An 18,094-nucleotide genomic window follows, 5' to 3' on the forward strand; every position below is an offset into this window, starting at 1 on the left:
TTATACTTGCCAGCCAAAATATTTGTTATGTCATTTTCATATTTGCCCCGGCCATATTGCATGAATATCGGAAGTGCAGGCAATAAGAAGGTATGGCAGAGAAGCCGGCACCGACTGATTTGGAAATGGAATTACGAATTACAATACGGGGCAAAAAGCCTCTCTACCGGAGTTATTATTTGAATAATTATCCTCATCCGATCATCGCGCGCGAAGGCTGGCCATTTTTGGCGATTGCCTTTGTAGTTGCCATTGTCGTTAGTACTTATTCAATCGCAATATCGATCCCATTCTGGATCATCGCCTTGTTTGTGCTGCAATTCTTTCGCGATCCTGCCCGGGTTATTCCACAACAGCCCAACGCAGTATTGTCTCCGGCCGACGGCCGAATCGTCGTGGTAGAAAAAGCGCACGATCCTTATGCCGGGCGCGAAGCGCTTAAAATCAGCGTCTTCATGAATGTGTTCAACGTCCATTCCAATCGGGCGCCGGTCGACGGCGAGATTGTGAATGTGCAATATTTCCCCGGAAAATTCGTGAATGCCGACCTCGACAAGGCATCGATAGAAAATGAGCGGAATGCGCTAACGATCACTGCATCGAATGGTCAAACCGTTACCTGCGTGCAGGTAGCAGGATTGATTGCCCGTCGCATCCTGTGCTATGTCAAAACGGGCGATAACTTGCATCGTGGTCAGCGCTATGGATTTATCCGTTTCGGTTCGCGCGTGGATGTCTACCTGCCGCTGAGCGCGAAACCCAAAGTTGCGGTAGGCGACAAGGTATCGGCGACCGAAACAATTTTGGCCGAATTTTAATTCCTGCAACAATTGGGCATCGCCAGAATGGAACTGCATGACAATCTTCAATCGTCGTAAAGCGAAAAGCAGCACCAACCTGTCGTCTAGGGCGCTCCGCGCAAAAAATAAATTATTGCACGGAGTGTCGCCGGATGAAGACGCGATAGCTGTTCGCCGGTTGCCGCGCCGCGGCATTTATCTGTTGCCCAATGCGGTGACTACCGCCGCACTGTTTTGCGGGTTCTATGCCATCGTGATGGCCATGAACCTGAAATTCGATCATGCGTCGATTGCCATTTTTGTCGCCATGGTGCTCGATAGCCTGGATGGCCGGATCGCCCGGCTGACGCATACCCAGAGCGAATTCGGCGCGCAATACGATAGTTTGTCCGACATGGTGTCATTTGGCGCCGCGCCCGCACTGGTGGTCTACGAGTGGTCTTTGCGCGGCATGGGTAAACTCGGCTGGCTTGCCGCTTTCGTTTATTGCGCTGGGGCCGCCTTGCGTTTGGCGCGCTTCAATACCAATATCACGGTGGTAGACAAACGCTATTTTCAGGGTTTGCCAAGTCCCGCCGCCGCCGCCCTGGTAGCGGGTTTTATCTGGCTGATGGACGACTTGCGTTTTGCCGGTGCCGATTTAAACTGGCTAGCCTGGTTCATTACACTCTCAGCGGGCCTGACGATGGTTACCAACGTCCCGTTTTACAGTTTCAAAGACATCAACTACCGAAAATCAGTCCCTTTCATCGCGCCTCTGCTGATTGTGCTGGCTTATGTTGCGGTATCAAGCGATCCACCCAAGGTTTTGTTTGGCTTATTTGTCTTGTATGGCTTGTCCGGGTATGTGCTGTATTTCTGGCGTTTGTTCAAGGGCAAGCCGGTCAGCATCATCCAGACCAAAACGGAATCTCACGACGATGATATCGATATCAAATAGAAATCTCGCGTCTTAATCAGGAGCACAGCATGGCCGCAAATTCAGCAGAAAAGCTCATCATATTCGACACCACCTTGCGCGATGGAGAGCAATCTCCGGGCGCCTCGATGACCCGGGACGAAAAGATCCGCATCGCCCGGCAACTCGAGCGCATGCGCGTCGATGTCATCGAGGCCGGTTTTGCTGCTGCATCCCAGGGTGATTTTGAATCGATCAAGGCGATTTCCGGCATCGTAAAAGATTCCATCGTGTGCTCGCTGTCGCGCGCCAATGACCGCGATATCGCACGTGCGGCGGAAGCGCTGGCACCAGCCGAGCGCTTTCGTATCCATACTTTCATCGCGACTTCACCGTTGCACATGGAAAAAAAGCTGCGCATGACGCCCGATCAGGTGTTTGAACAAGCCAAACAGGCGGTGCGATTTGCGCGAAAATTCACCGACGATGTCGAATTCAGCCCTGAGGATGCAAGTCGTTCCGACATGGATTTCCTGTGCCGGATACTGGAGGCGGTGATTGCCGAGGGTGCTACCACCATCAACTTCGCCGATACGGTCGGCTACGGTGTGCCGGAGTTGTACGGCAATATGCTGAAAAATGTGCGGGAACGGATTCCGAATTCAGACAAGGCAATCTGGTCGGTGCATTGCCATAACGACTTGGGCATGGCGGTCGCCAACTCGCTGGCCGGGGTCATGATCGGCGGTGCGCGGCAAATCGAGTGCACGATCAATGGCTTGGGTGAGCGCGCCGGCAATACGGCGCTGGAAGAAGTCGTGATGGCACTGCGCACCCGCAAGGATTATTTTAATTTTGAAGTGGGCATTGACGCTACGCAAATCATGTCGGCTTCCAAATTGGTGTCGCAAATCACCGGTTTCGCGGTACAGCCGAACAAGGCTATTGTGGGCGCCAATGCGTTTGCCCACGCGTCAGGCATCCATCAAGACGGCGTCCTGAAGGCGCGCGATACCTATGAAATCATGCGGGCCGAAGATGTCGGCTTGTCGGCCAACAAAATTATTTTGGGAAAATTGTCCGGACGTAATGCATTCAAGCAGCGGTTGGACGATATGGGCATCGCTCTCGATTCCGAAGCGGAAGTCAATGCGGCATTCGCACGCTTCAAGGAACTGGCCGACCGCAAATCCGATATTTTCGACGAAGACATCATTTCCCTGGTGTCCGACGAGCAGCAATCCCGCGAAAAAGAATGCTATCGATTCGTCGCACTATCGCAGCATTCCGAAACTGGCGAGCGGCCGGTAGCGAAAATCGTATTTTCGATTGAGGGGAAAGAAACTTCCTGCGAAGGGCAGGGCAACGGTCCGGTTGATGCCACCGTCAATGCGATCGAGTCGATTACGCAAAGCGGCGCCGAACTGTTGTTGTTTTCAGTCAATGCCATTGCCACCGGCACCCAAGCGCAAGGCGAAGTAACTATGCGCCTGTCCAAAGCCGGGCGTATCGTCAATGGCATAGGTGCAGACCCGGACATCGTGGTGGCATCTGCCAAAGCCTATCTGTCGGCATTGAACAAGCTGCAATCGAAGTCGGAAAAGCTCAATCCACAGTTGTAATGCAGATGTTCGTTCTGGACTGATAAGCGCGCAGGCCTTAGTCTGCACGCTCAATATAGGGAAATTATGGGGGTATGCCCATAAAACATCAATTTCCCGCATTAAATTTGTGCGCCGTTTAAAAACACAGCACGCAGTATGCTTTTATTCGCAAATGCTGCTTGTTCTACCTCATCCGATTGAAGAAATGTCTGCCTACCAATTCTTCCCGCGGCTCCAGCCAGGTATCCGGCCCATTCATCATCTTTCGCACGATGCCATTGCGATCGAAATGAACGTGCATCATCGAATCCCACACGCCATTTTCCTTGTAGCGATAAGTCCACACCGTCAAGTCCGATAATGACAGATAAGAGGTTTCAGCCGGCTTGCCGAAAGTGTGCAAAACGGTTTCCTGGTTCGTTACGCCGATCTTCACCGTTGCAAATTTTTGTGTGGTGAGCACTTGCTCATAGGATTTTAGCCGCTTGCTGGCGTCCAGCCGCGCCATGTAGGTTTGCTGTCCCCACGGGCCATGCACATATGCCAGGATGCTGTCGTCCCCGTCCTGATAGCGCGCGCTGGGTGAGCCCAACTTGCTGATGATTTCAGCTTCGCTCTGGCCGGGTGTAACGACCGGCACGCCAAGGTTGGCGCAACCTGCCAAACTGACCAAGATACAAGCCAGCAAAATTAGTTGGGCTGGTTTGGGGAATGTTTTCATCGGATTTTCTCACTCTGACCAAGTGTTTGAATGGACTTTGCATTTCCGCTATAATGCGCGTCTGGTTTAAATTAAGACCAGATTTTTATTTATTTGTTCACGGTGTGTAGGGTTAATTACTCTGTGCATCGCATGTTAAAGGTTCATTATGACTATCGAAAAATCCGCAAAAGCTGCCATCGTTGCAGACAATGCCCGCGCCCAAAATGATACCGGCTCCCCGGAAGTGCAAGTTGCGTTGCTGACCGCGCGCATCAATGACCTCAATGGCCATTTCAAACAGCACGTTAAGGATCACCATTCACGCCGTGGTTTGATCATGATGGTCAACCGTCGCAAAAGCCTGCTCTCTTACCTCAAGAGCAAGAACGTAAGCCGTTATCGCGACCTGATTCAAAAACTCGGTTTGCGTAAATAAGCAGTCCACGTTATTGCTATCGGATCGTATAAGTTGAAATGCCTGCGCCAGTTCGCTGTCGCAGGCATTTTGCTATTTTGCGATTCTGCATCGCAATGTTGTTTTGGTGTAAAGCAAGAGGGTGGCACGTCAACATTGACTTGGCACCTGCGGTGAGGTGAACGACAGCGCCTGAAATTCTGTCGGCAATTAGAAAGGAACTCTCCGTGTTTAATAAAGTCACTAAAACCTTCCAGTACGGCCAACACCAAGTCACGCTCGAAACCGGCGAAATCGCACGCCAAGCCTCTGGCGCAGTTCTGGTATCGATTGAAGATACTGTTGTGCTCGCTACTGTTGTGGCACGCAAAGATGCCAAGCCTGGGCAGGATTTTTTCCCCCTGACCGTTGATTATGTTGAGAAAACCTATGCTGCCGGTCGTATTCCCGGCGGTTTTTTCAAGCGCGAAGGCCGTCCTTCTGAAAAAGAGACATTGACTTCGCGCCTGATCGATCGTCCAATCCGCCCTCTGTTTCCAGAGGGTTACATGAATGAAGTACAGATCATCATCCATGTGCTGTCAGTCAATCCTGAAATCGACCCTGATATCGCAGCAATGATCGGCGCTTCTGCCGCGTTGAGCGTAGCCGGCCTGCCTTTCAACGGCCCGGTCGGTGCTGCTCGCGTCGGTTATGTCGATGGTCAGTATGTGCTGAACCCGACTACCTCGCAGTTGGTGAACTCCCAAATGAATCTGGTGGTTGCGGGTACCGAACTGGCTGTATTGATGGTTGAATCCGAAGCCCAGCAATTGTCGGAAGAAGTCATGCTAGGCGCAGTGATGTTCGGCCATGAGCAAATGAAAGCAGTCATCGACGCGATCCACGAACTGGTGCGCGATGGTGGCAAACCGGAAGTGCAGTGGGCACCAACTGCAAAAAACGAGTCGCTGATTGCTGCTGTTACCGCAGTCGCCGAGCCGCTGTTGCGCGCCGCTTATCAAATCAAGGAAAAACAAGCTCGCACCGCCAAGCTCAAAGAAGCGACCGCGAGCGTATCTGCTGCACTGGCCGAGCAGGCGGCAGCCCGTGGCGAAACGGCGCCGGATGCAGCTGAAGTTGGCAATATGCTGTTCGACCTCGAAGCCAAAATCGTGCGTTCCCAGATTCTGGACGGCGAACCGCGCATCGATGGTCGCGACACGCGCACTGTACGGCCGATTTCGATTCGCACCGGTGTCTTACCGCGTACCCACGGCTCAGCATTGTTTACCCGTGGTGAAACGCAGGCTTTGGTTGTTGCTACTCTCGGTACTGCACGCGACGAGCAAAAAATCGATGCGTTGATGGGCGAGTACGCTGATCGCTTCATGTTGCATTACAACATGCCTCCGTTCGCCACCGGCGAAACCGGCCGTGTCGGTACCCCGAAACGGCGTGAAATCGGCCATGGCCGTTTGGCCAAGCGCGCGTTGCTGGCAGCCTTGCCGGCACCGGAAGATTTCAGCTACTCGGTACGTCTGGTGTCGGAAATCACTGAATCGAATGGTTCTTCCTCGATGGCTTCGGTCTGTGGCGGCTGTCTGGCGCTGATGGATGCCGGCGTGCCGATGAAGGCGCACGTGGCCGGCATCGCGATGGGCTTGATCAAGGACGGCAGCAAGTTCGCCGTGCTGAGCGATATCCTGGGCGATGAAGATCACCTGGGCGATATGGACTTCAAGGTGGCCGGCACTGCGGAAGGCATCACTGCGCTGCAAATGGATATCAAAATCCAGGGTATCACCAAGGAAATCATGCAAGTCGCACTGGCGCAAGCCAAGGAAGGCCGCATCCATATTCTGGGCAAGATGCAGGAAGCAGTACCGCACGGCAGCAAAACCGAGCTGTCCGACTTTGCACCGCGTCTGATCACGGTCAAGATCAATCCGGAAAAAATCCGTGACGTGATCGGCAAGGGCGGCGCAGTAATCCGCGCGCTGACCGAAGAAACCGGCACCCAGATCGACATCAGCGACGAAGGCATTGTGACCATTGCGTCGGTCGATGCCAGCGCCGGCCAGGAAGCCAAGCGCCGTATCATGGAATTGACGGCGGAAGTCGAAGTCGGCAAGATCTATGAAGGCACAGTCCTGAAATTGCTCGATTTCGGCGCGATTGTCCAAGTCATGCCGGGCAAGGATGGTTTGCTGCACATCAGCCAGATCGCCAACGAACGCGTCAATGCGGTCGCTGACTATCTGAAAGAAGGCCAGCAAGTCAAAGTCAAGGTACTGGAAACCGATGACCGCGGCCGCCTGAAACTGTCGATGAAAGCCGCAGCGGCGGAAACCGGCGAAGCTGCACCACAGCAGTCGCAACCGCAGCAGTAATTTACAGCGCGTCTGTAGCAAACCGCCCGTACTGTAAAGCCGGGCGGTTTTTTACATTTGCGCGAGCCTGAGAACTAGCAGTAGAGGCAATACGACGCTCATGGCGTAAAATTAGGGGTTGGCAATTCGAGCGATAACAGACAAGCTCGCAACCTTTTATTCACTTTTAGCTAAAATTAACCGTTCATTATGAGCATCAAATCCGATAACTGGATCCGCCGCATGGCGCAACAGCACCGCATGATTGAGCCTTTCGAGCCTGGACAGGTGCGTGAGCAAAACGGCCACAAAATCGTCTCCTACGGCACTTCTTCCTACGGTTACGATATCCGCTGCGCCAATGAATTCAAAATTTTCACGAATATCAACAGCACCATCGTGGACCCCAAGAATTTCGATGAAAACTCTTTCGTCGATATCAAGAGTGACGTGTGCATCATCCCGCCCAACTCGTTTGCCTTAGCCCGCACCATCGAGTATTTCCGTATTCCGCGCAGCGTGCTGACCATTTGCCTGGGAAAATCGACCTATGCGCGTTGCGGCATCATCGTCAACGTGACCCCGTTTGAGCCCGAGTGGGAAGGTTATGTGACGCTGGAATTTTCCAATACCACGCCGTTGCCGGCCAAGATTTATGCCAACGAAGGTTGCGCACAAGTGTTGTTTTTTGAAGGAGACGAGGTGTGCGAGACGTCTTACAAGGATCGCAATGGAAAATATCAGGGCCAGATGGGCGTGACACTACCCAAGGCTTGATCCTTAATTTTTGTGAAAAAATAGGGAGTATCACTCCTAAACAAGTATTCCTGCATGCTTTCCATGCGCATAATAAAATACAAATATGAGTATATCAATGCCCGGTAACTGTGAGATATGACTTCCATTTCGCAGTGTAGTACCTGCATTTCGTTTTAAGTTTTATCATGCCAATTTTGTATCTCCGTCGCCTGACGGGTAAGGAACGTACTGCGGCGTCGAATCGGCATCTCGGTTTTTCGCTCGCTTTCATTGCCGGCGCCATCAATGCCGGCGGATTCTTTGCGGTCAATCAGTACACCTCCAACATGACCGGTATCGTCACCTCGATGGCTGACGATCTGGCGCTGGGCAATGTCGCCCTGGCGCTGGACGGATTAGGCGCCCTGTTGTCGTTCGTTAGTGGCGCTGCCTGCTCGGCGCTATTGATTAACTGGGCACAGCATCGAAATATGCAAAGTCAATATGCGTTTCCGCTGATGCTGGAAGCCGGCTTGCTGCTGTGCTTCGGACTGATGGGCGGCACGCTTTCGTTGCGTACCGGCTTGTTCGTGCCGGTCACGGTGATGCTGTTGTGCTTCATCATGGGTTTGCAAAACGCAATTATTACCAAGATATCGCATGCCGAAATAAGGACTACCCATGTTACCGGCCTGGTGACCGATATTGGTATTGAGCTCGGCAAGCTGTTGTATTGGAACAAGACACACCATGTTGGCGACGCTGCTCACGTGCAGTCGAATCTGCCCAAGTTGCGTCTTTTGAGTACGATATTATTAATGTTTTTTTGCGGAGGCGTGACCGGCGCGCTGGGTTTCAAGCATGTTGGCTTTATTTCCACCGTGCCGCCGGCCGTGCTTCTGATGCTCTTTGCCGTGGTTCCGGTGCTGGATGACGTGAAGAGCATCGCGCGGCGCTACTGGATCAGGCGGCGGTGGTTTCGCTGAGTCCGATTGCCTCCTGGCAGCTGTGATAAAACTGATTCTTGATCAGCCACAAAGGCATGTCGGGCAAGTTCCTTTGTGACTGATGCTCGGGACTGAATCGAATTACTGCTGAACGCAATCGACGTAGTAGCACAGCTTGCCATCCACTTCGCCCTTGACCAGACCATGCACATCGGTCTCGAAACCAGGGAATTTCTCGTTGAAATCGCGGGCAAAGCGCAGGTAATCTACGATGATCTTGTTAAAGCGCTCGCCGGGGATCAGCAGCGGAATGCCGGGCGGGTAGGGCGTCAGCAGGATCGAGGTGACGCGGCCTTCCAACTCGTCAATCGGCACCCGATCGATGGTGCGGTGCGCCATCTTGGCGAAGGCGTCGCTCGGCTTCATGGCCGGCTGCATGTCCGACAGATACATCTCGGTGGTCAGACGCGCCACGTCATAAGCCTTGTAGGTTTCGTGAATTTGCTGGCATAAATCGCGCAAGCCCATTTGTTCGTAGCGCGCATTCTTGCCGTTGTTGGCGGCGGCGAACTCGGGCAGGATGCGCCAGATCGGCTGGTTTTTATCGTAATCGTCCTTGAACTGCTGCAGCGCGGTCAGCAGCGTATTCCAGCGGCCTTTGGTGATGCCGATGGTAAACATGATGAAGAACGAATACAGCCCGCATTTCTCGATGATGACGCCGTGCTCGGCCAGATATTTGGTCACGATTGAGGCCGGGATGCCGGTCTCGCCGAACTTGCCGTCAATCGACAAGCCGGGCGTCACGATGGTGGCCTTGATCGGGTCGAGCATGTTGAAGCCCGGCGCCAGTTTGCCGAAACCATGCCAGGTATCTTCGGCCTTGATGACCCAGTCCTCGCGCGATCCGATGCCTTCTTCGGCCAAGCTGTCCGGGCCCCAGACATGGAACCACCAGTCAACGCCGTATTCTTCATCGATCTTGCGCATGGCGCGGCGGAAATCCAGCGCTTCGAGGATCGATTCTTCCACCAGCGCAGTGCCGCCCGGTGCTTCCATCATGGCGGCGGCCACGTCCAGCGAGGCGATGATCGCGTATTGCGGCGAGGTCGAAGTGTGCATCAGATACGCTTCGTTGAAAGCATCCTTGTCGAGCTTGACCGACTCCGATTCGCGCACCAGAATCTGCGACGCCTGCGACAGGCCGGCCAGCAACTTGTGGGTCGATTGGGTCGAGAAAATCATCGACTCCTTGGCGCGCGGCCTGTCCTTGCCGATCGCGTGCATATCCTTGTAGAACTCATGGAAGGTGGCGTGCGGCAGCCAGGCTTCGTCGAAATGCAGGGTATCGATTTTGCCGTCCAGCATTTCTTTCAGCGTTTCGACGTTGTACACCACGCCATCGTAGGTCGATTGCGTGATGGTCAGGATGCGCGGTTTCTTGTTGGTCGCTTCACGGGCGAACGGGTTGGCTTCGATCTTCTTCTGGATGCTTTCCAGCGTGAATTCTTCCAGCGGGATCGGGCCAATGATGCCCAGATTATTGCGGGTCGGCATCAAAAATACCGGAATTGCGCCGGTCATGATGATCGCATGCAAAATCGATTTGTGGCAGTTGCGGTCCACTACCACGATATCGCCCGACGCCACCGTCGAGTGCCAGACCATCTTGTTGCTGGTGCTGGTGCCATTGGTGACGAAATAGCAATGGTCGGCATTGAAAATGCGCGCCGCGTTGCGCTCGGATGCGGCCACCGGACCGGTATGGTCGAGCAACTGGCCGAGCTCTTCGACTGCGTTGCAGACGTCGGCGCGCAGCATGTTTTCGCCGAAAAACTGGTGGAACATCTGGCCGATCGGCGACTTCAGGAAAGCCACGCCGCCCGAGTGGCCGGGGCAATGCCAGGAATAAGAGCCGTCCTGCGCGTAATGCACCAGCGCGCGGAAAAATGGCGGCGACAGGCCGTCGAGATACGATTTGGCTTCGCGGATGATGTGGCGCGCGACGAACTCCGGCGTGTCTTCGAACATGTGAATGAAACCATGCAGTTCGCGCAGGATATCGTTCGGGATGTGGCGCGAAGTGCGGGTTTCGCCATACAGATAAATCGGGATATCGGCATTCTTGTAACGAATTTCCTGGACGAAGGCGCGCAGCGATTTGAGCGCGTGATTGGTTTCTTCCAGCGAGCCGCCGCCGAATTCTTCGTCGTCAATCGACAGGATGAAGGCCGAAGCGCGGCTTTGCTGCTGCGCAAATTGTGACAGGTCGCCATAACTGGTGACGCCGACAACTTCCATGCCTTCCTGCTCCATCGCCACGGCCAATGCGCGAATGCCCAGGCCGGAAGAGTTTTCTGAGCGGAAGTCTTCGTCGATGATGACGATCGGGAAGCGGAATTTCATGAGGTCTCCAATACAGTCGGATTACTTGGGAGACGCCTGGGCCAGTCGTGGCGAATGCCACTCCGCTTGCGCGCCGAAAAATTTAAGAAAGGATTTTCCCAGATATGCGGGTCAATGGGGAAAAAAATAACCCTGAACATTGCCAGAGCGCCGCCGCAGCGGGAAAGCGTTATTTTAGAGCCACAAAATGGCGCCTCAAGGGAATATTCCGCTAACGTTTTTGATAAGTCACGAAAGCGTAATTAAAGTCATTTTGCGCGCAATGATGCTGCTCCCGGGAAACTTCGCGCCAGTCTTGTGCGGAAATCGGCGGGAAAAAAACATCGCAATTAAAATTTTTGTCGATCTCTGTCACGATCAAACGCTCTGCCAGCAGCAGCGTTTCCGCGAAAATCTGCGCGCCGCCGATGATGAAGGCTTCTGCCTCTCCAACCAGTTGCAGGGCAGCGGCGATGGAATTTACAACTTCGATCCTGTCGTGGTTTGTAGCGGCACCGCATGCCGTGCCCCGGCTGATGACGATATTGCGCCGGTTCGGCAGCGCTCGGCCGATCGAATCGAAGGTTTTGCGGCCCATGATGATCGGGTGTCCGGACGTGGTGCGCTTGAAGTGCGCCAGGTCTTCCGGCAAACGCCAGGGCAGAGTGTTATTGATGCCGATCCCGTGCAGGGAATCGGTGGCGACGATGATGGTGAGTTTGCTCATGGAATGGCTGGCTTTTGCTGAAACGGTTGAATAGCGAGGATACCAGAGGCAATCGGTGCAGAAATCTGTTTGGACTGACAGCCTTTTAAGATTCGCGCTTGCGCCGCCAGAAAATATGCATCAAGGGCTTGACGCTGATGCCATGCACCACGATGGACAGCGTGATCACGATCAGCGTCAATTGTATGAACTCCAGGGCCATCGGCTCTGGCAAGTCGTGCTGTATCGCATACATCAGGTAATACAAAGAGCCTATGCCGCGCACGCCGAACCAACCGGTCAGGCAGCGCAAGCGCCATGGCGTGCCGCTACCCAGCATTCCCAGCATCACGCTCACGGGACGCGCCACCAGGAACAGGAAGAACGCAAAGCCCACCGCCCGCCAGCTCCACGAATTAATAAACAACATGCCGCCCACCAGCAGAATTAGCACCACTTCCGACAATCGCTCTAGATGTTCCTTGAACACCAGAGCGCCTTCGCTGACTGTTTCCGCCGCTGCATCAGCATGCACATCAACACCGGAAGCGTCTTTTGATTCCGGCAGCGGCCGGCCATCATACTGCTGGCCTTCGGCGCCACCAGACAGCGTTAACTCGGTTTGGTGCAGCGCGACAGCGGCAAAGAACACCGCCAAAAAGCCCCAGGCATCCATCAACACGCTCAAGCCATACACGACCCCGATCAAGCCCAGCCCAAGAAAATCGTCCAGGAGCTTCCTGCTCTGCTGCGGGCCGCGTATCTTCCAGACCAGCCGCGCCAGTAATACGCCCGACACCACGCCCAATGCGATGCCTGCCACCGTCGCCCATAGTACGTCCAGCAAGACCCAGCGTATTCCGGTTTCACCCACTTCATGCAAACCCAACATCCCCATGCCCAGCATCACAAACGGGAAGGCGCTGCCGTCGTTGATGCCCGCTTCGCAAGTCAGGGTAAAACGCAGTTGGTCGTGGTCGCCAGGATGGCGAATCTGCACGTCGGTTGCCAGCACCGGATCGGTGGGCGCGACGATAGCACCCAGCAATATGCATGCGCCCAGCGGCAAATCCAATACGTAGTAGCTAAAGGCTGCGACCAGCGCGACGCTAGCCGTCATCGACACGGTGGCCAGTAGTATGGGGGTGCGCCATCGTTTTAAACTGATGGGCGCCGGCATTTTGACGCCGGCAGAAAATAACGATATCAATACCGCGATTTCGGTCAGAATTTCCAGTAGCGCCGATTCATACAGCGGATTGAAGTGCAAGATATCCAGCACGGTAGGCCCTACCAGCAAGCCCGCCGCGAGATAAATAATGGCGGACGTGATAGGTAAATGCTTCAGTCTGGAAGAAGTCAGCCCCATGAAAAGCAGCAAACCGCCAACCAGTAAAAACCATAATGCAGTAGGAATCATGGTATCCGTTCAAACTTGCCATCTTGCATGGCGGGGTAAAACTTAATGCATTTGACAACAGTTTATCCGATTACGCCATCGCCGCAATGCGCGAGGCGCTGCCGGTCGCTGGTGATGTTTAGCGCTGTTGTATTGTTTTATATATAAGTGTTGAATCGAACCGCCGGCACTTGTTACACTTGTTATAGTCTTATCAAGAAAATAAGTGGGGATCGTTATGCCAAGCCCAGATATACACTTACCCCTCGCAGCATCGCATCCGTGGTTGATTGACCAGATTGCGTTTGACTGCATAGCGCATGAACGCATCGTCGCTGAGGACACGTGGTTTTATGTGCTTGCTGCGGCGTCCTTCGTCGAGAGTTTGGCGGATTTATACGCAGACAACCTGTTGCGCCACATGGAGGACGATCCCGAAACCAGCCAATGGCTGCGCGAGCGCTGGGAACCGGAGGAGTTGCAGCACGGACGTGCGTTGCGTCGCTATGTGGAGACGGTGTGGCCCGCGTTCGATTGGCAAACCGCATTTGACGGCTTTTGCACAGACTATCGCCCGTATTGCAAACCCGAACTGCTGGAGCCCACGCGCACGCTAGAGATGGTGGCACGTTGTGTGGTGGAAGCCGGCACCGCAGGCCTGTATGGTTTGCTGCAGCAAGTCAGCCCGGAGCCGGTGCTCACCACGCTCGTGGGGCATATCCGCGACGATGAAGTGGGGCATTACAAATACTTTCACCACTTTTTCCTGCGTTATCGCGCGATAGAGCGTCCGTCACGCTGGCAAGTGGCGCGTGTATTGCGGCAGAGATTAGGGGTAATCGGTCAGGAGGATGCCTACCTGGCGTTGAAAAATGCATTTGTAGTGCGCAACCCGGGACAGGCATTTAGTCCGAAGGATTTCCAGCGGTTTCAACACACGGCGGGCCACTGGGCGCGCGCCGATTATCCTTATGAAATGACGGTGAAAATGCTGCTCAAGCCGCTGCGCCTGCCTGGCCTCATCAACCGCATGGCTTTGCCGCTGCTGGTGCATCATGCCCGGCGCGTGGTAGCGCCGTGAACGCCGATGGGTTATTTCGTCGGTCGGGATGACCTTGGTCGCCCCGGCCTTGAAAAATAATTATTCCAGTTCAAATTCCGATGGATTAATCGCTAATTCCTTGGCGATTTTGACGGCTACCTTTTTCTCCGTATCGTCAAAATTGCCGTCGGAAGCGGCAATCGCAATAATCATGCGAATCAACAGACGCGAAGCCTCGGCATTCGATTTCATCTTGCCCAATGCCTGATAAGCCTTGGCTTCACCAATGTCTTTATCGAATTCAATCTGCCCGACAAAATCCTGGAAAGCCTTGATGACATCACTGGTCGTAAAAATCGATAGTGCGTCGTGGCTTTCGATGAATTTAATCATTTTTTGTTTTTCTTCTGAGCTGATATTGCCATCAGCCATTGCAATCAGTGCCGAACCGGCCATAGACGCATTCAGAAAATCCTTATTTTTGTATTTCAAGGCTTCTGTTTTTAATTCACCGGCTTTTGTTTTCAGCTTACTCAGAAAATTATTGAAACTCATTATGGATTCCTTGGTTAAGTATGTTGTTAGGTTGACTATGCATCTTACTTTTTTATCTTACTTTTCAAACGCTTGCTTAAACTGCCATGGGCGCGGTTAAAGCTGGGTGGTGCTGATAGTTGCTTAATGAAAAATCGGACGGTTCTATTTTTTCAAGCCACTCCGGTTCGAACTTTCCTGTCGCAGCAAAATCTGGAATGCGATCGGAAATGACTAACTCCGGCGCGGCGTATGGTGCGCGCTGCAATTGCTCCTGCAGCATATCGAGATGATTCTCATAGATATGGGCGTCCCCGATGAAATACGTGAACCAGCGCGGTTTGTATCCGGTCAGCCGGCCCACCAAGTGTAGCAGCGCTGCCGCTTCAGCCAGATTAAACGGCGTTCCCAAACCGATATCGTTGCTTCGGATATACAGGCAAAGCGAGATTTCCTTAGCTGTGGCATTCGGGATGAACTGGTACAAAAGATGGCATGCCGGCAGCGCAATGGAATCCAGATCGGCGCAATTCCAGCCGTGGAACAAAATGCGCCGGCTTCCAGGATTCGCGATGATCGTGCGCAGACAATCGCCCAGTTGATCGACTGCCTTATACAAAAGAATCTTGTTGACGCCCTCATCCTGCAGCGCCGATACCACCCGAAACCCTCTGTTTTTCGCGTCCGCAATTTGCAGCGTTCTGGTAGCGTCAAGCAGCTTGTAGGCTGGCCATGCGCGCCACTGGACGCCATACACCGGGCCCAGATCGTCTTCTTGCAGCCGGTACGGGTTTGAAAGCCATTCGGCATTTTCGTTGGCGTTCTGGTCCCACACCTTGCAGCCCAGAGCGCGAAAGTCGGCCGCACTGCGCGATGCTCGCAAAAATCCGACCAGCTCGCCCACGACTGATTTGAATGCAAGCCTCTTGGTTGTAATCGCCGGGAAACCGTCGTTTAACAAATCGAAGCGCAGCATGGCGCCAGGAATGCTGATCGTTCTAATCCCGGTGCGATTCTCTTGCCAACTTCCAGTGTCAATAATGGTTCGGACCAGATCGAGGTATTGCTTCATTGCATTTTTCCAATTCAGGTGCTGGATAGGTGGGGGCGCTTTCCGGTGGGCTTTCTTGCGCGTGGTCAGCGCAACGCTACTTGCAGATTGACGCGCATCCGATGGCAGAATGTTGCGCGTGCGCCGTCACCGGTGCGATCTGTTTTTTCGCTGCCGTGATCATAAACATGGCGCATGAAGTCGAGGTATCGGCGCATGGTGCTTTTGGCGAAAAAGATGTGTGGATTATATATAGATACCTACACACAGCAGACAGGAAGGGATTGTGGCGCACCACAGAAATTATATGAATAAAAAATCATTGGAGTATCGTTAAAAACACCTGTTTGCCGCATATTTACGCTGCAGTTATAAAAAATACATTGCGCAGTATATGCATGGTTGCAAGCCATGCTTGGCGGGCGTAACCCGGCCTTTCTGATCTTCATGTGCTTGATGAATACCGTCGGCATGGCGATAAAACCTCCGGCACCATCTTCGATTTTCTCGATAGCCTTACTTACGAAGCAGGTTTTCCGGACAGCAGGAGCGGGTCTCTCAAACGAATGATGTGCTGTATGTCATCCTCATCGGTGACGCTAATACTGAGCAATCCGGCCGCGCTCTCGTCCACAAATATCGTCTTTGGCTTATGAATCAGGTGGTCAAGCCCTTCCAGCCCGATCTCTAGCATGTCGCCCTTGGGGTTGTAGGTCACGCCGAACATCGGCACCCATTCTGCAGCGATATGGTCGCCGAGACTCAATCCCACCACCTCGATCTCGGCGCATTTCCGATCCAGGCCGCCAACTTTGGAAACGCCATCAAAAAACGTTTTCCATTCCGATTTTTCAATCTTGCGCGTAGTCATGATGCATTCTCCATCAAGTGAAATTGCCGGCGTGCTTAGTCTGCACGCCGACTGGAACCTCATCCCTTATGGCTTAATGGTCATTGCCAGGGATAGCCCAACCTGGATGCGGCACTGGCCGCACTGATACTTCGCACTGCCACATATTTATCGATGATTCCCGATATGCATTTTTCCGGACAAACCCTAGCTGACCTTGATCTGGGTCTCTCTCGTTTTTGTCGGCTCGGCCTTGGTCAATTCGATTTTGAGCACGCCGTTATGGTAGCTTGCGCTTCCTTGGTCGACGACAATCGGCGCCGGCAATGGAATGGTGCGGCTGAAGCTGCCGTAAGCGCACTGGAGTACACGGTAACGTCCATCGCCGGACTCTGATTCGAAACGTTTTTCTCCGCGCACGATGAGCACATCATTGCGCACCTCAATGTCGAAATCGCTCTTTTCCATGCCGGGCACTTCGAGCCGAACCATGATCTTCTTGCTATCCTCGAACACATCGCCGGCAAGCAGCGCCCAGTTCGGCGACGGCAGGTCGAAATCATTGCGGATATCGACCGCTGCCGATGCTTTGTCGCCGGGCTTGAAGCGGGTTAATGCACCGGCCGCCTGATGACGCAGCCGACGCCATCCTTCGGTGGCCGATTCCCATAACTCTTCCACATCCTGTTTCAATTCTTCGAGAATTCGCATGGCGGCTCCATTGCAAGATGGCGCACTTGTTGTGCGCTGGTGTCTAGAAAATGGTTACAGCCGATCAGTCGTATGCAACCGGGCGAAGTGCGTGCCTTCTTTACGCCTGTAAATAAGGAAAATGCTAAGGTAAATGCAGTTATTTCCTGTCATTGTTACTTTTGGACAGTCCAAAGGCGATGAGTTCTATGACAATGCCCAATGCGGCAAGTACAGCGCCGATCCATACATTGCCTGGCGCAAGAAAAATCAGCAACCCGCCCAGAACAACCAGAACGGTTGAAAGCGCGCGCCGCCAGTGCGGATGTTTAACCACATGCATTTACCTGGATTCCCACTGTAAAATTTCTCGGTAAGAATTCATAAATTGGACATGGCCGGCATCAGGACGTTTGGAAAACACATCATGATTCCATCATGAGATTGCAGATTGGATGCGTGTTGATTTGGCTCAAAACGATGCGATCCGAGACGTATCCTGCTTATTTCCTATTTAACTGCTTTTCGAAAGCCACATCCAGCTTGCTGACCCGCCTGGCCACTTGCGGGCCGACGCTGTTGACGTATTTCACGAAGTCGTCCAGCGGCAGCGCCTGGCCCATTTTTTCCTGCTTGCCTAGACCTGTGTTGAGCACCAGATAGAATAATTCGTCGCCGGTGCGCACCATCGAATACGGCTTGTTGCCGTCGCGCGCTTTCAGGCGTTCGATGGCGGCGCTGGCTTTGGTTGATCGCATCTTGCTTGCTCCTCGGGAAAAGATAATTTGATGTGCAGTGTCGGTTTGCACTGTGCGCGCCCGACTTGAATATAATTTTTATAGGGAGTATGCCAAAAAACATACACTACTCCCCATATTTTTAATGCGCTATATAAAAATACATAACGTGGTATGTTATTTCAATAAGGCCGTAAGCCGCATCATGTAGGGCGTCAATAAGCGCAGCGCATTGCGCCGCATG

At 53.3% G+C, this 18,094-nt stretch carries 19 protein-coding genes; 9 read left to right on the forward strand and 10 right to left on the reverse strand.

Going from position 1 to position 18,094, the window contains the following annotated elements:
* Nucleotides 1-125: 125 nt before the first annotated feature.
* From FKCLFG_RS04660 to FKCLFG_RS04670, 3 genes are read left to right on the forward strand one after another with little or no spacing between them, the layout of a single operon-like run.
* The gene (locus FKCLFG_RS04660) at nucleotides 126-818 is read left to right on the forward strand and encodes a phosphatidylserine decarboxylase (RefSeq protein ID WP_472615060.1); all 693 of its coding nucleotides are present in this window, start codon (nucleotides 126-128) and stop codon (nucleotides 816-818) included.
* Between the two features lie 37 nt (nucleotides 819-855).
* Nucleotides 856-1,740: a CDP-diacylglycerol--serine O-phosphatidyltransferase gene (pssA, locus tag FKCLFG_RS04665; protein WP_472615061.1), complete on the forward strand. Its 885-nt coding sequence runs from the start codon at nucleotides 856-858 to the stop codon at nucleotides 1,738-1,740.
* Between the two features lie 29 nt (nucleotides 1,741-1,769).
* Nucleotides 1,770-3,320: a 2-isopropylmalate synthase gene (locus tag FKCLFG_RS04670; protein ID WP_472615062.1), complete on the forward strand. Its 1,551-nt coding sequence runs from the start codon at nucleotides 1,770-1,772 to the stop codon at nucleotides 3,318-3,320.
* Nucleotides 3,321-3,486: 166 nt separating this feature from the next.
* Here FKCLFG_RS04670 and FKCLFG_RS04675 read toward each other — a convergent pair whose 3' ends face one another.
* Nucleotides 3,487-4,023 carry a hypothetical protein gene (locus tag FKCLFG_RS04675; protein ID WP_472615063.1) on the reverse strand — a complete coding sequence of 179 codons (537 nt, stop codon included), beginning with the start codon at nucleotides 4,021-4,023 and terminating at the stop codon, nucleotides 3,487-3,489.
* A 148-nt stretch (nucleotides 4,024-4,171) separates the two neighbouring features.
* Between FKCLFG_RS04675 and rpsO the strand changes: the two genes are divergently transcribed.
* The 4 genes from rpsO to FKCLFG_RS04695 all read left to right on the forward strand — a co-directional run bounded on the left by rpsO (nucleotide 4,172) and on the right by FKCLFG_RS04695 (nucleotide 8,495).
* On the forward strand, nucleotides 4,172-4,441 hold the full coding sequence (rpsO, locus tag FKCLFG_RS04680) for a 30S ribosomal protein S15 (protein ID WP_472615064.1): 270 nt from the start codon (nucleotides 4,172-4,174) through the stop codon (nucleotides 4,439-4,441).
* A 206-nt stretch (nucleotides 4,442-4,647) separates the two neighbouring features.
* Nucleotides 4,648-6,792 (forward strand): polyribonucleotide nucleotidyltransferase, encoded by a 2,145-nt coding sequence (gene pnp, locus FKCLFG_RS04685; RefSeq protein ID WP_472615065.1) that lies wholly within the window; start codon nucleotides 4,648-4,650, stop codon nucleotides 6,790-6,792.
* A 189-nt stretch (nucleotides 6,793-6,981) separates the two neighbouring features.
* Nucleotides 6,982-7,548, forward strand: a complete 567-nt coding sequence (dcd, locus tag FKCLFG_RS04690) for a dCTP deaminase (protein ID WP_472615066.1) — start codon at nucleotides 6,982-6,984, stop codon at nucleotides 7,546-7,548.
* A gap of 167 nt (nucleotides 7,549-7,715) precedes the next feature.
* Nucleotides 7,716-8,495, forward strand: coding sequence for a YoaK family protein (locus tag FKCLFG_RS04695; RefSeq protein WP_472615067.1), 780 nt, complete (start codon nucleotides 7,716-7,718; stop codon nucleotides 8,493-8,495).
* 102 nt (nucleotides 8,496-8,597) lie between these two features.
* Here FKCLFG_RS04695 and FKCLFG_RS04700 read toward each other — a convergent pair whose 3' ends face one another.
* The 3 genes from FKCLFG_RS04700 to FKCLFG_RS04710 all read right to left on the reverse strand — a co-directional run bounded on the left by FKCLFG_RS04700 (nucleotide 8,598) and on the right by FKCLFG_RS04710 (nucleotide 12,967).
* Nucleotides 8,598-10,862, reverse strand: a complete 2,265-nt coding sequence (locus FKCLFG_RS04700; RefSeq protein WP_472615068.1) for an Orn/Lys/Arg family decarboxylase — start codon at nucleotides 10,860-10,862, stop codon at nucleotides 8,598-8,600.
* A gap of 211 nt (nucleotides 10,863-11,073) precedes the next feature.
* Nucleotides 11,074-11,568: a dihydrofolate reductase gene (locus FKCLFG_RS04705; protein WP_472615069.1), complete on the reverse strand. Its 495-nt coding sequence runs from the start codon at nucleotides 11,566-11,568 to the stop codon at nucleotides 11,074-11,076.
* Between the two features lie 85 nt (nucleotides 11,569-11,653).
* On the reverse strand, nucleotides 11,654-12,967 hold the full coding sequence (locus FKCLFG_RS04710) for a cation:proton antiporter (protein WP_472615070.1): 1,314 nt from the start codon (nucleotides 12,965-12,967) through the stop codon (nucleotides 11,654-11,656).
* A 217-nt stretch (nucleotides 12,968-13,184) separates the two neighbouring features.
* Here FKCLFG_RS04710 and FKCLFG_RS04715 point away from each other — a divergent pair, with 217 nt between their 5' ends.
* Nucleotides 13,185-14,027 (forward strand): ferritin-like domain-containing protein, encoded by an 843-nt coding sequence (locus FKCLFG_RS04715; RefSeq protein WP_472615071.1) that lies wholly within the window; start codon nucleotides 13,185-13,187, stop codon nucleotides 14,025-14,027.
* A 60-nt stretch (nucleotides 14,028-14,087) separates the two neighbouring features.
* Here FKCLFG_RS04715 and FKCLFG_RS04720 read toward each other — a convergent pair whose 3' ends face one another.
* From FKCLFG_RS04720 to FKCLFG_RS04740, 5 genes are all read right to left on the reverse strand, one after another.
* Nucleotides 14,088-14,543: a tellurite resistance TerB family protein gene (locus tag FKCLFG_RS04720; RefSeq protein WP_472615072.1), complete on the reverse strand. Its 456-nt coding sequence runs from the start codon at nucleotides 14,541-14,543 to the stop codon at nucleotides 14,088-14,090.
* A gap of 76 nt (nucleotides 14,544-14,619) precedes the next feature.
* Nucleotides 14,620-15,594, reverse strand: coding sequence for a thymidylate synthase (locus FKCLFG_RS04725; RefSeq protein ID WP_472615073.1), 975 nt, complete (start codon nucleotides 15,592-15,594; stop codon nucleotides 14,620-14,622).
* 65 nt (nucleotides 15,595-15,659) lie between these two features.
* Nucleotides 15,660-15,791 carry a thymidylate synthase gene (locus tag FKCLFG_RS04730; RefSeq protein ID WP_472615074.1) on the reverse strand — a complete coding sequence of 44 codons (132 nt, stop codon included), beginning with the start codon at nucleotides 15,789-15,791 and terminating at the stop codon, nucleotides 15,660-15,662.
* A 302-nt stretch (nucleotides 15,792-16,093) separates the two neighbouring features.
* The gene (locus FKCLFG_RS04735; RefSeq protein ID WP_472615075.1) at nucleotides 16,094-16,444 is read right to left on the reverse strand and encodes a DUF5335 family protein; all 351 of its coding nucleotides are present in this window, start codon (nucleotides 16,442-16,444) and stop codon (nucleotides 16,094-16,096) included.
* A 186-nt stretch (nucleotides 16,445-16,630) separates the two neighbouring features.
* Nucleotides 16,631-17,134 (reverse strand): Hsp20/alpha crystallin family protein, encoded by a 504-nt coding sequence (locus tag FKCLFG_RS04740; RefSeq protein ID WP_472615076.1) that lies wholly within the window; start codon nucleotides 17,132-17,134, stop codon nucleotides 16,631-16,633.
* 133 nt (nucleotides 17,135-17,267) lie between these two features.
* On the opposite strand from FKCLFG_RS04740, the gene FKCLFG_RS04745 reads away from it, so the two are divergent.
* Complete coding sequence (locus FKCLFG_RS04745; protein ID WP_472615077.1) at nucleotides 17,268-17,417, forward strand: hypothetical protein; 150 nt, start codon at nucleotides 17,268-17,270, stop codon at nucleotides 17,415-17,417.
* 199 nt (nucleotides 17,418-17,616) lie between these two features.
* Here FKCLFG_RS04745 and FKCLFG_RS04750 read toward each other — a convergent pair whose 3' ends face one another.
* Nucleotides 17,617-17,871 (reverse strand): hypothetical protein, encoded by a 255-nt coding sequence (locus FKCLFG_RS04750; protein WP_472615078.1) that lies wholly within the window; start codon nucleotides 17,869-17,871, stop codon nucleotides 17,617-17,619.
* Nucleotides 17,872-18,094 lie beyond the last annotated feature (223 nt).

This window comes from Gelidimonas denitrificans (genome assembly GCF_055694065.1).

What these genes read in the sequence shown, in the direction of transcription:
- FKCLFG_RS04695 (WP_472615067.1), top strand. Translation starts at nt 7,716, where the DNA reads ATGCCAATTTTGTATCTCCGTCGCCTGACGGGTAAGGAACGTACTGCG.
- FKCLFG_RS04745 (WP_472615077.1), top strand. Translation starts at nt 17,268, where the DNA reads ATGCAGTTATTTCCTGTCATTGTTACTTTTGGACAGTCCAAAGGCGAT.
- FKCLFG_RS04720 (WP_472615072.1), bottom strand. Translation starts at nt 14,543, where the DNA reads ATGAGTTTCAATAATTTTCTGAGTAAGCTGAAAACAAAAGCCGGTGAA.
- FKCLFG_RS04700 (WP_472615068.1), bottom strand. Translation starts at nt 10,862, where the DNA reads ATGAAATTCCGCTTCCCGATCGTCATCATCGACGAAGACTTCCGCTCA.
- FKCLFG_RS04730 (WP_472615074.1), bottom strand. Translation starts at nt 15,791, where the DNA reads ATGCGCCGATACCTCGACTTCATGCGCCATGTTTATGATCACGGCAGC.
- rpsO (WP_472615064.1), top strand. Translation starts at nt 4,172, where the DNA reads ATGACTATCGAAAAATCCGCAAAAGCTGCCATCGTTGCAGACAATGCC.
- FKCLFG_RS04725 (WP_472615073.1), bottom strand. Translation starts at nt 15,594, where the DNA reads ATGAAGCAATACCTCGATCTGGTCCGAACCATTATTGACACTGGAAGT.
- FKCLFG_RS04710 (WP_472615070.1), bottom strand. Translation starts at nt 12,967, where the DNA reads ATGATTCCTACTGCATTATGGTTTTTACTGGTTGGCGGTTTGCTGCTT.
- FKCLFG_RS04735 (WP_472615075.1), bottom strand. Translation starts at nt 16,444, where the DNA reads ATGACTACGCGCAAGATTGAAAAATCGGAATGGAAAACGTTTTTTGAT.
- dcd (WP_472615066.1), top strand. Translation starts at nt 6,982, where the DNA reads ATGAGCATCAAATCCGATAACTGGATCCGCCGCATGGCGCAACAGCAC.
- FKCLFG_RS04670 (WP_472615062.1), top strand. Translation starts at nt 1,770, where the DNA reads ATGGCCGCAAATTCAGCAGAAAAGCTCATCATATTCGACACCACCTTG.
- FKCLFG_RS04675 (WP_472615063.1), bottom strand. Translation starts at nt 4,023, where the DNA reads ATGAAAACATTCCCCAAACCAGCCCAACTAATTTTGCTGGCTTGTATC.
- FKCLFG_RS04660 (WP_472615060.1), top strand. Translation starts at nt 126, where the DNA reads ATGGAATTACGAATTACAATACGGGGCAAAAAGCCTCTCTACCGGAGT.
- FKCLFG_RS04740 (WP_472615076.1), bottom strand. Translation starts at nt 17,134, where the DNA reads ATGCGAATTCTCGAAGAATTGAAACAGGATGTGGAAGAGTTATGGGAA.
- FKCLFG_RS04750 (WP_472615078.1), bottom strand. Translation starts at nt 17,871, where the DNA reads ATGCGATCAACCAAAGCCAGCGCCGCCATCGAACGCCTGAAAGCGCGC.
- pssA (WP_472615061.1), top strand. Translation starts at nt 856, where the DNA reads ATGACAATCTTCAATCGTCGTAAAGCGAAAAGCAGCACCAACCTGTCG.
- FKCLFG_RS04705 (WP_472615069.1), bottom strand. Translation starts at nt 11,568, where the DNA reads ATGAGCAAACTCACCATCATCGTCGCCACCGATTCCCTGCACGGGATC.
- FKCLFG_RS04715 (WP_472615071.1), top strand. Translation starts at nt 13,185, where the DNA reads ATGCCAAGCCCAGATATACACTTACCCCTCGCAGCATCGCATCCGTGG.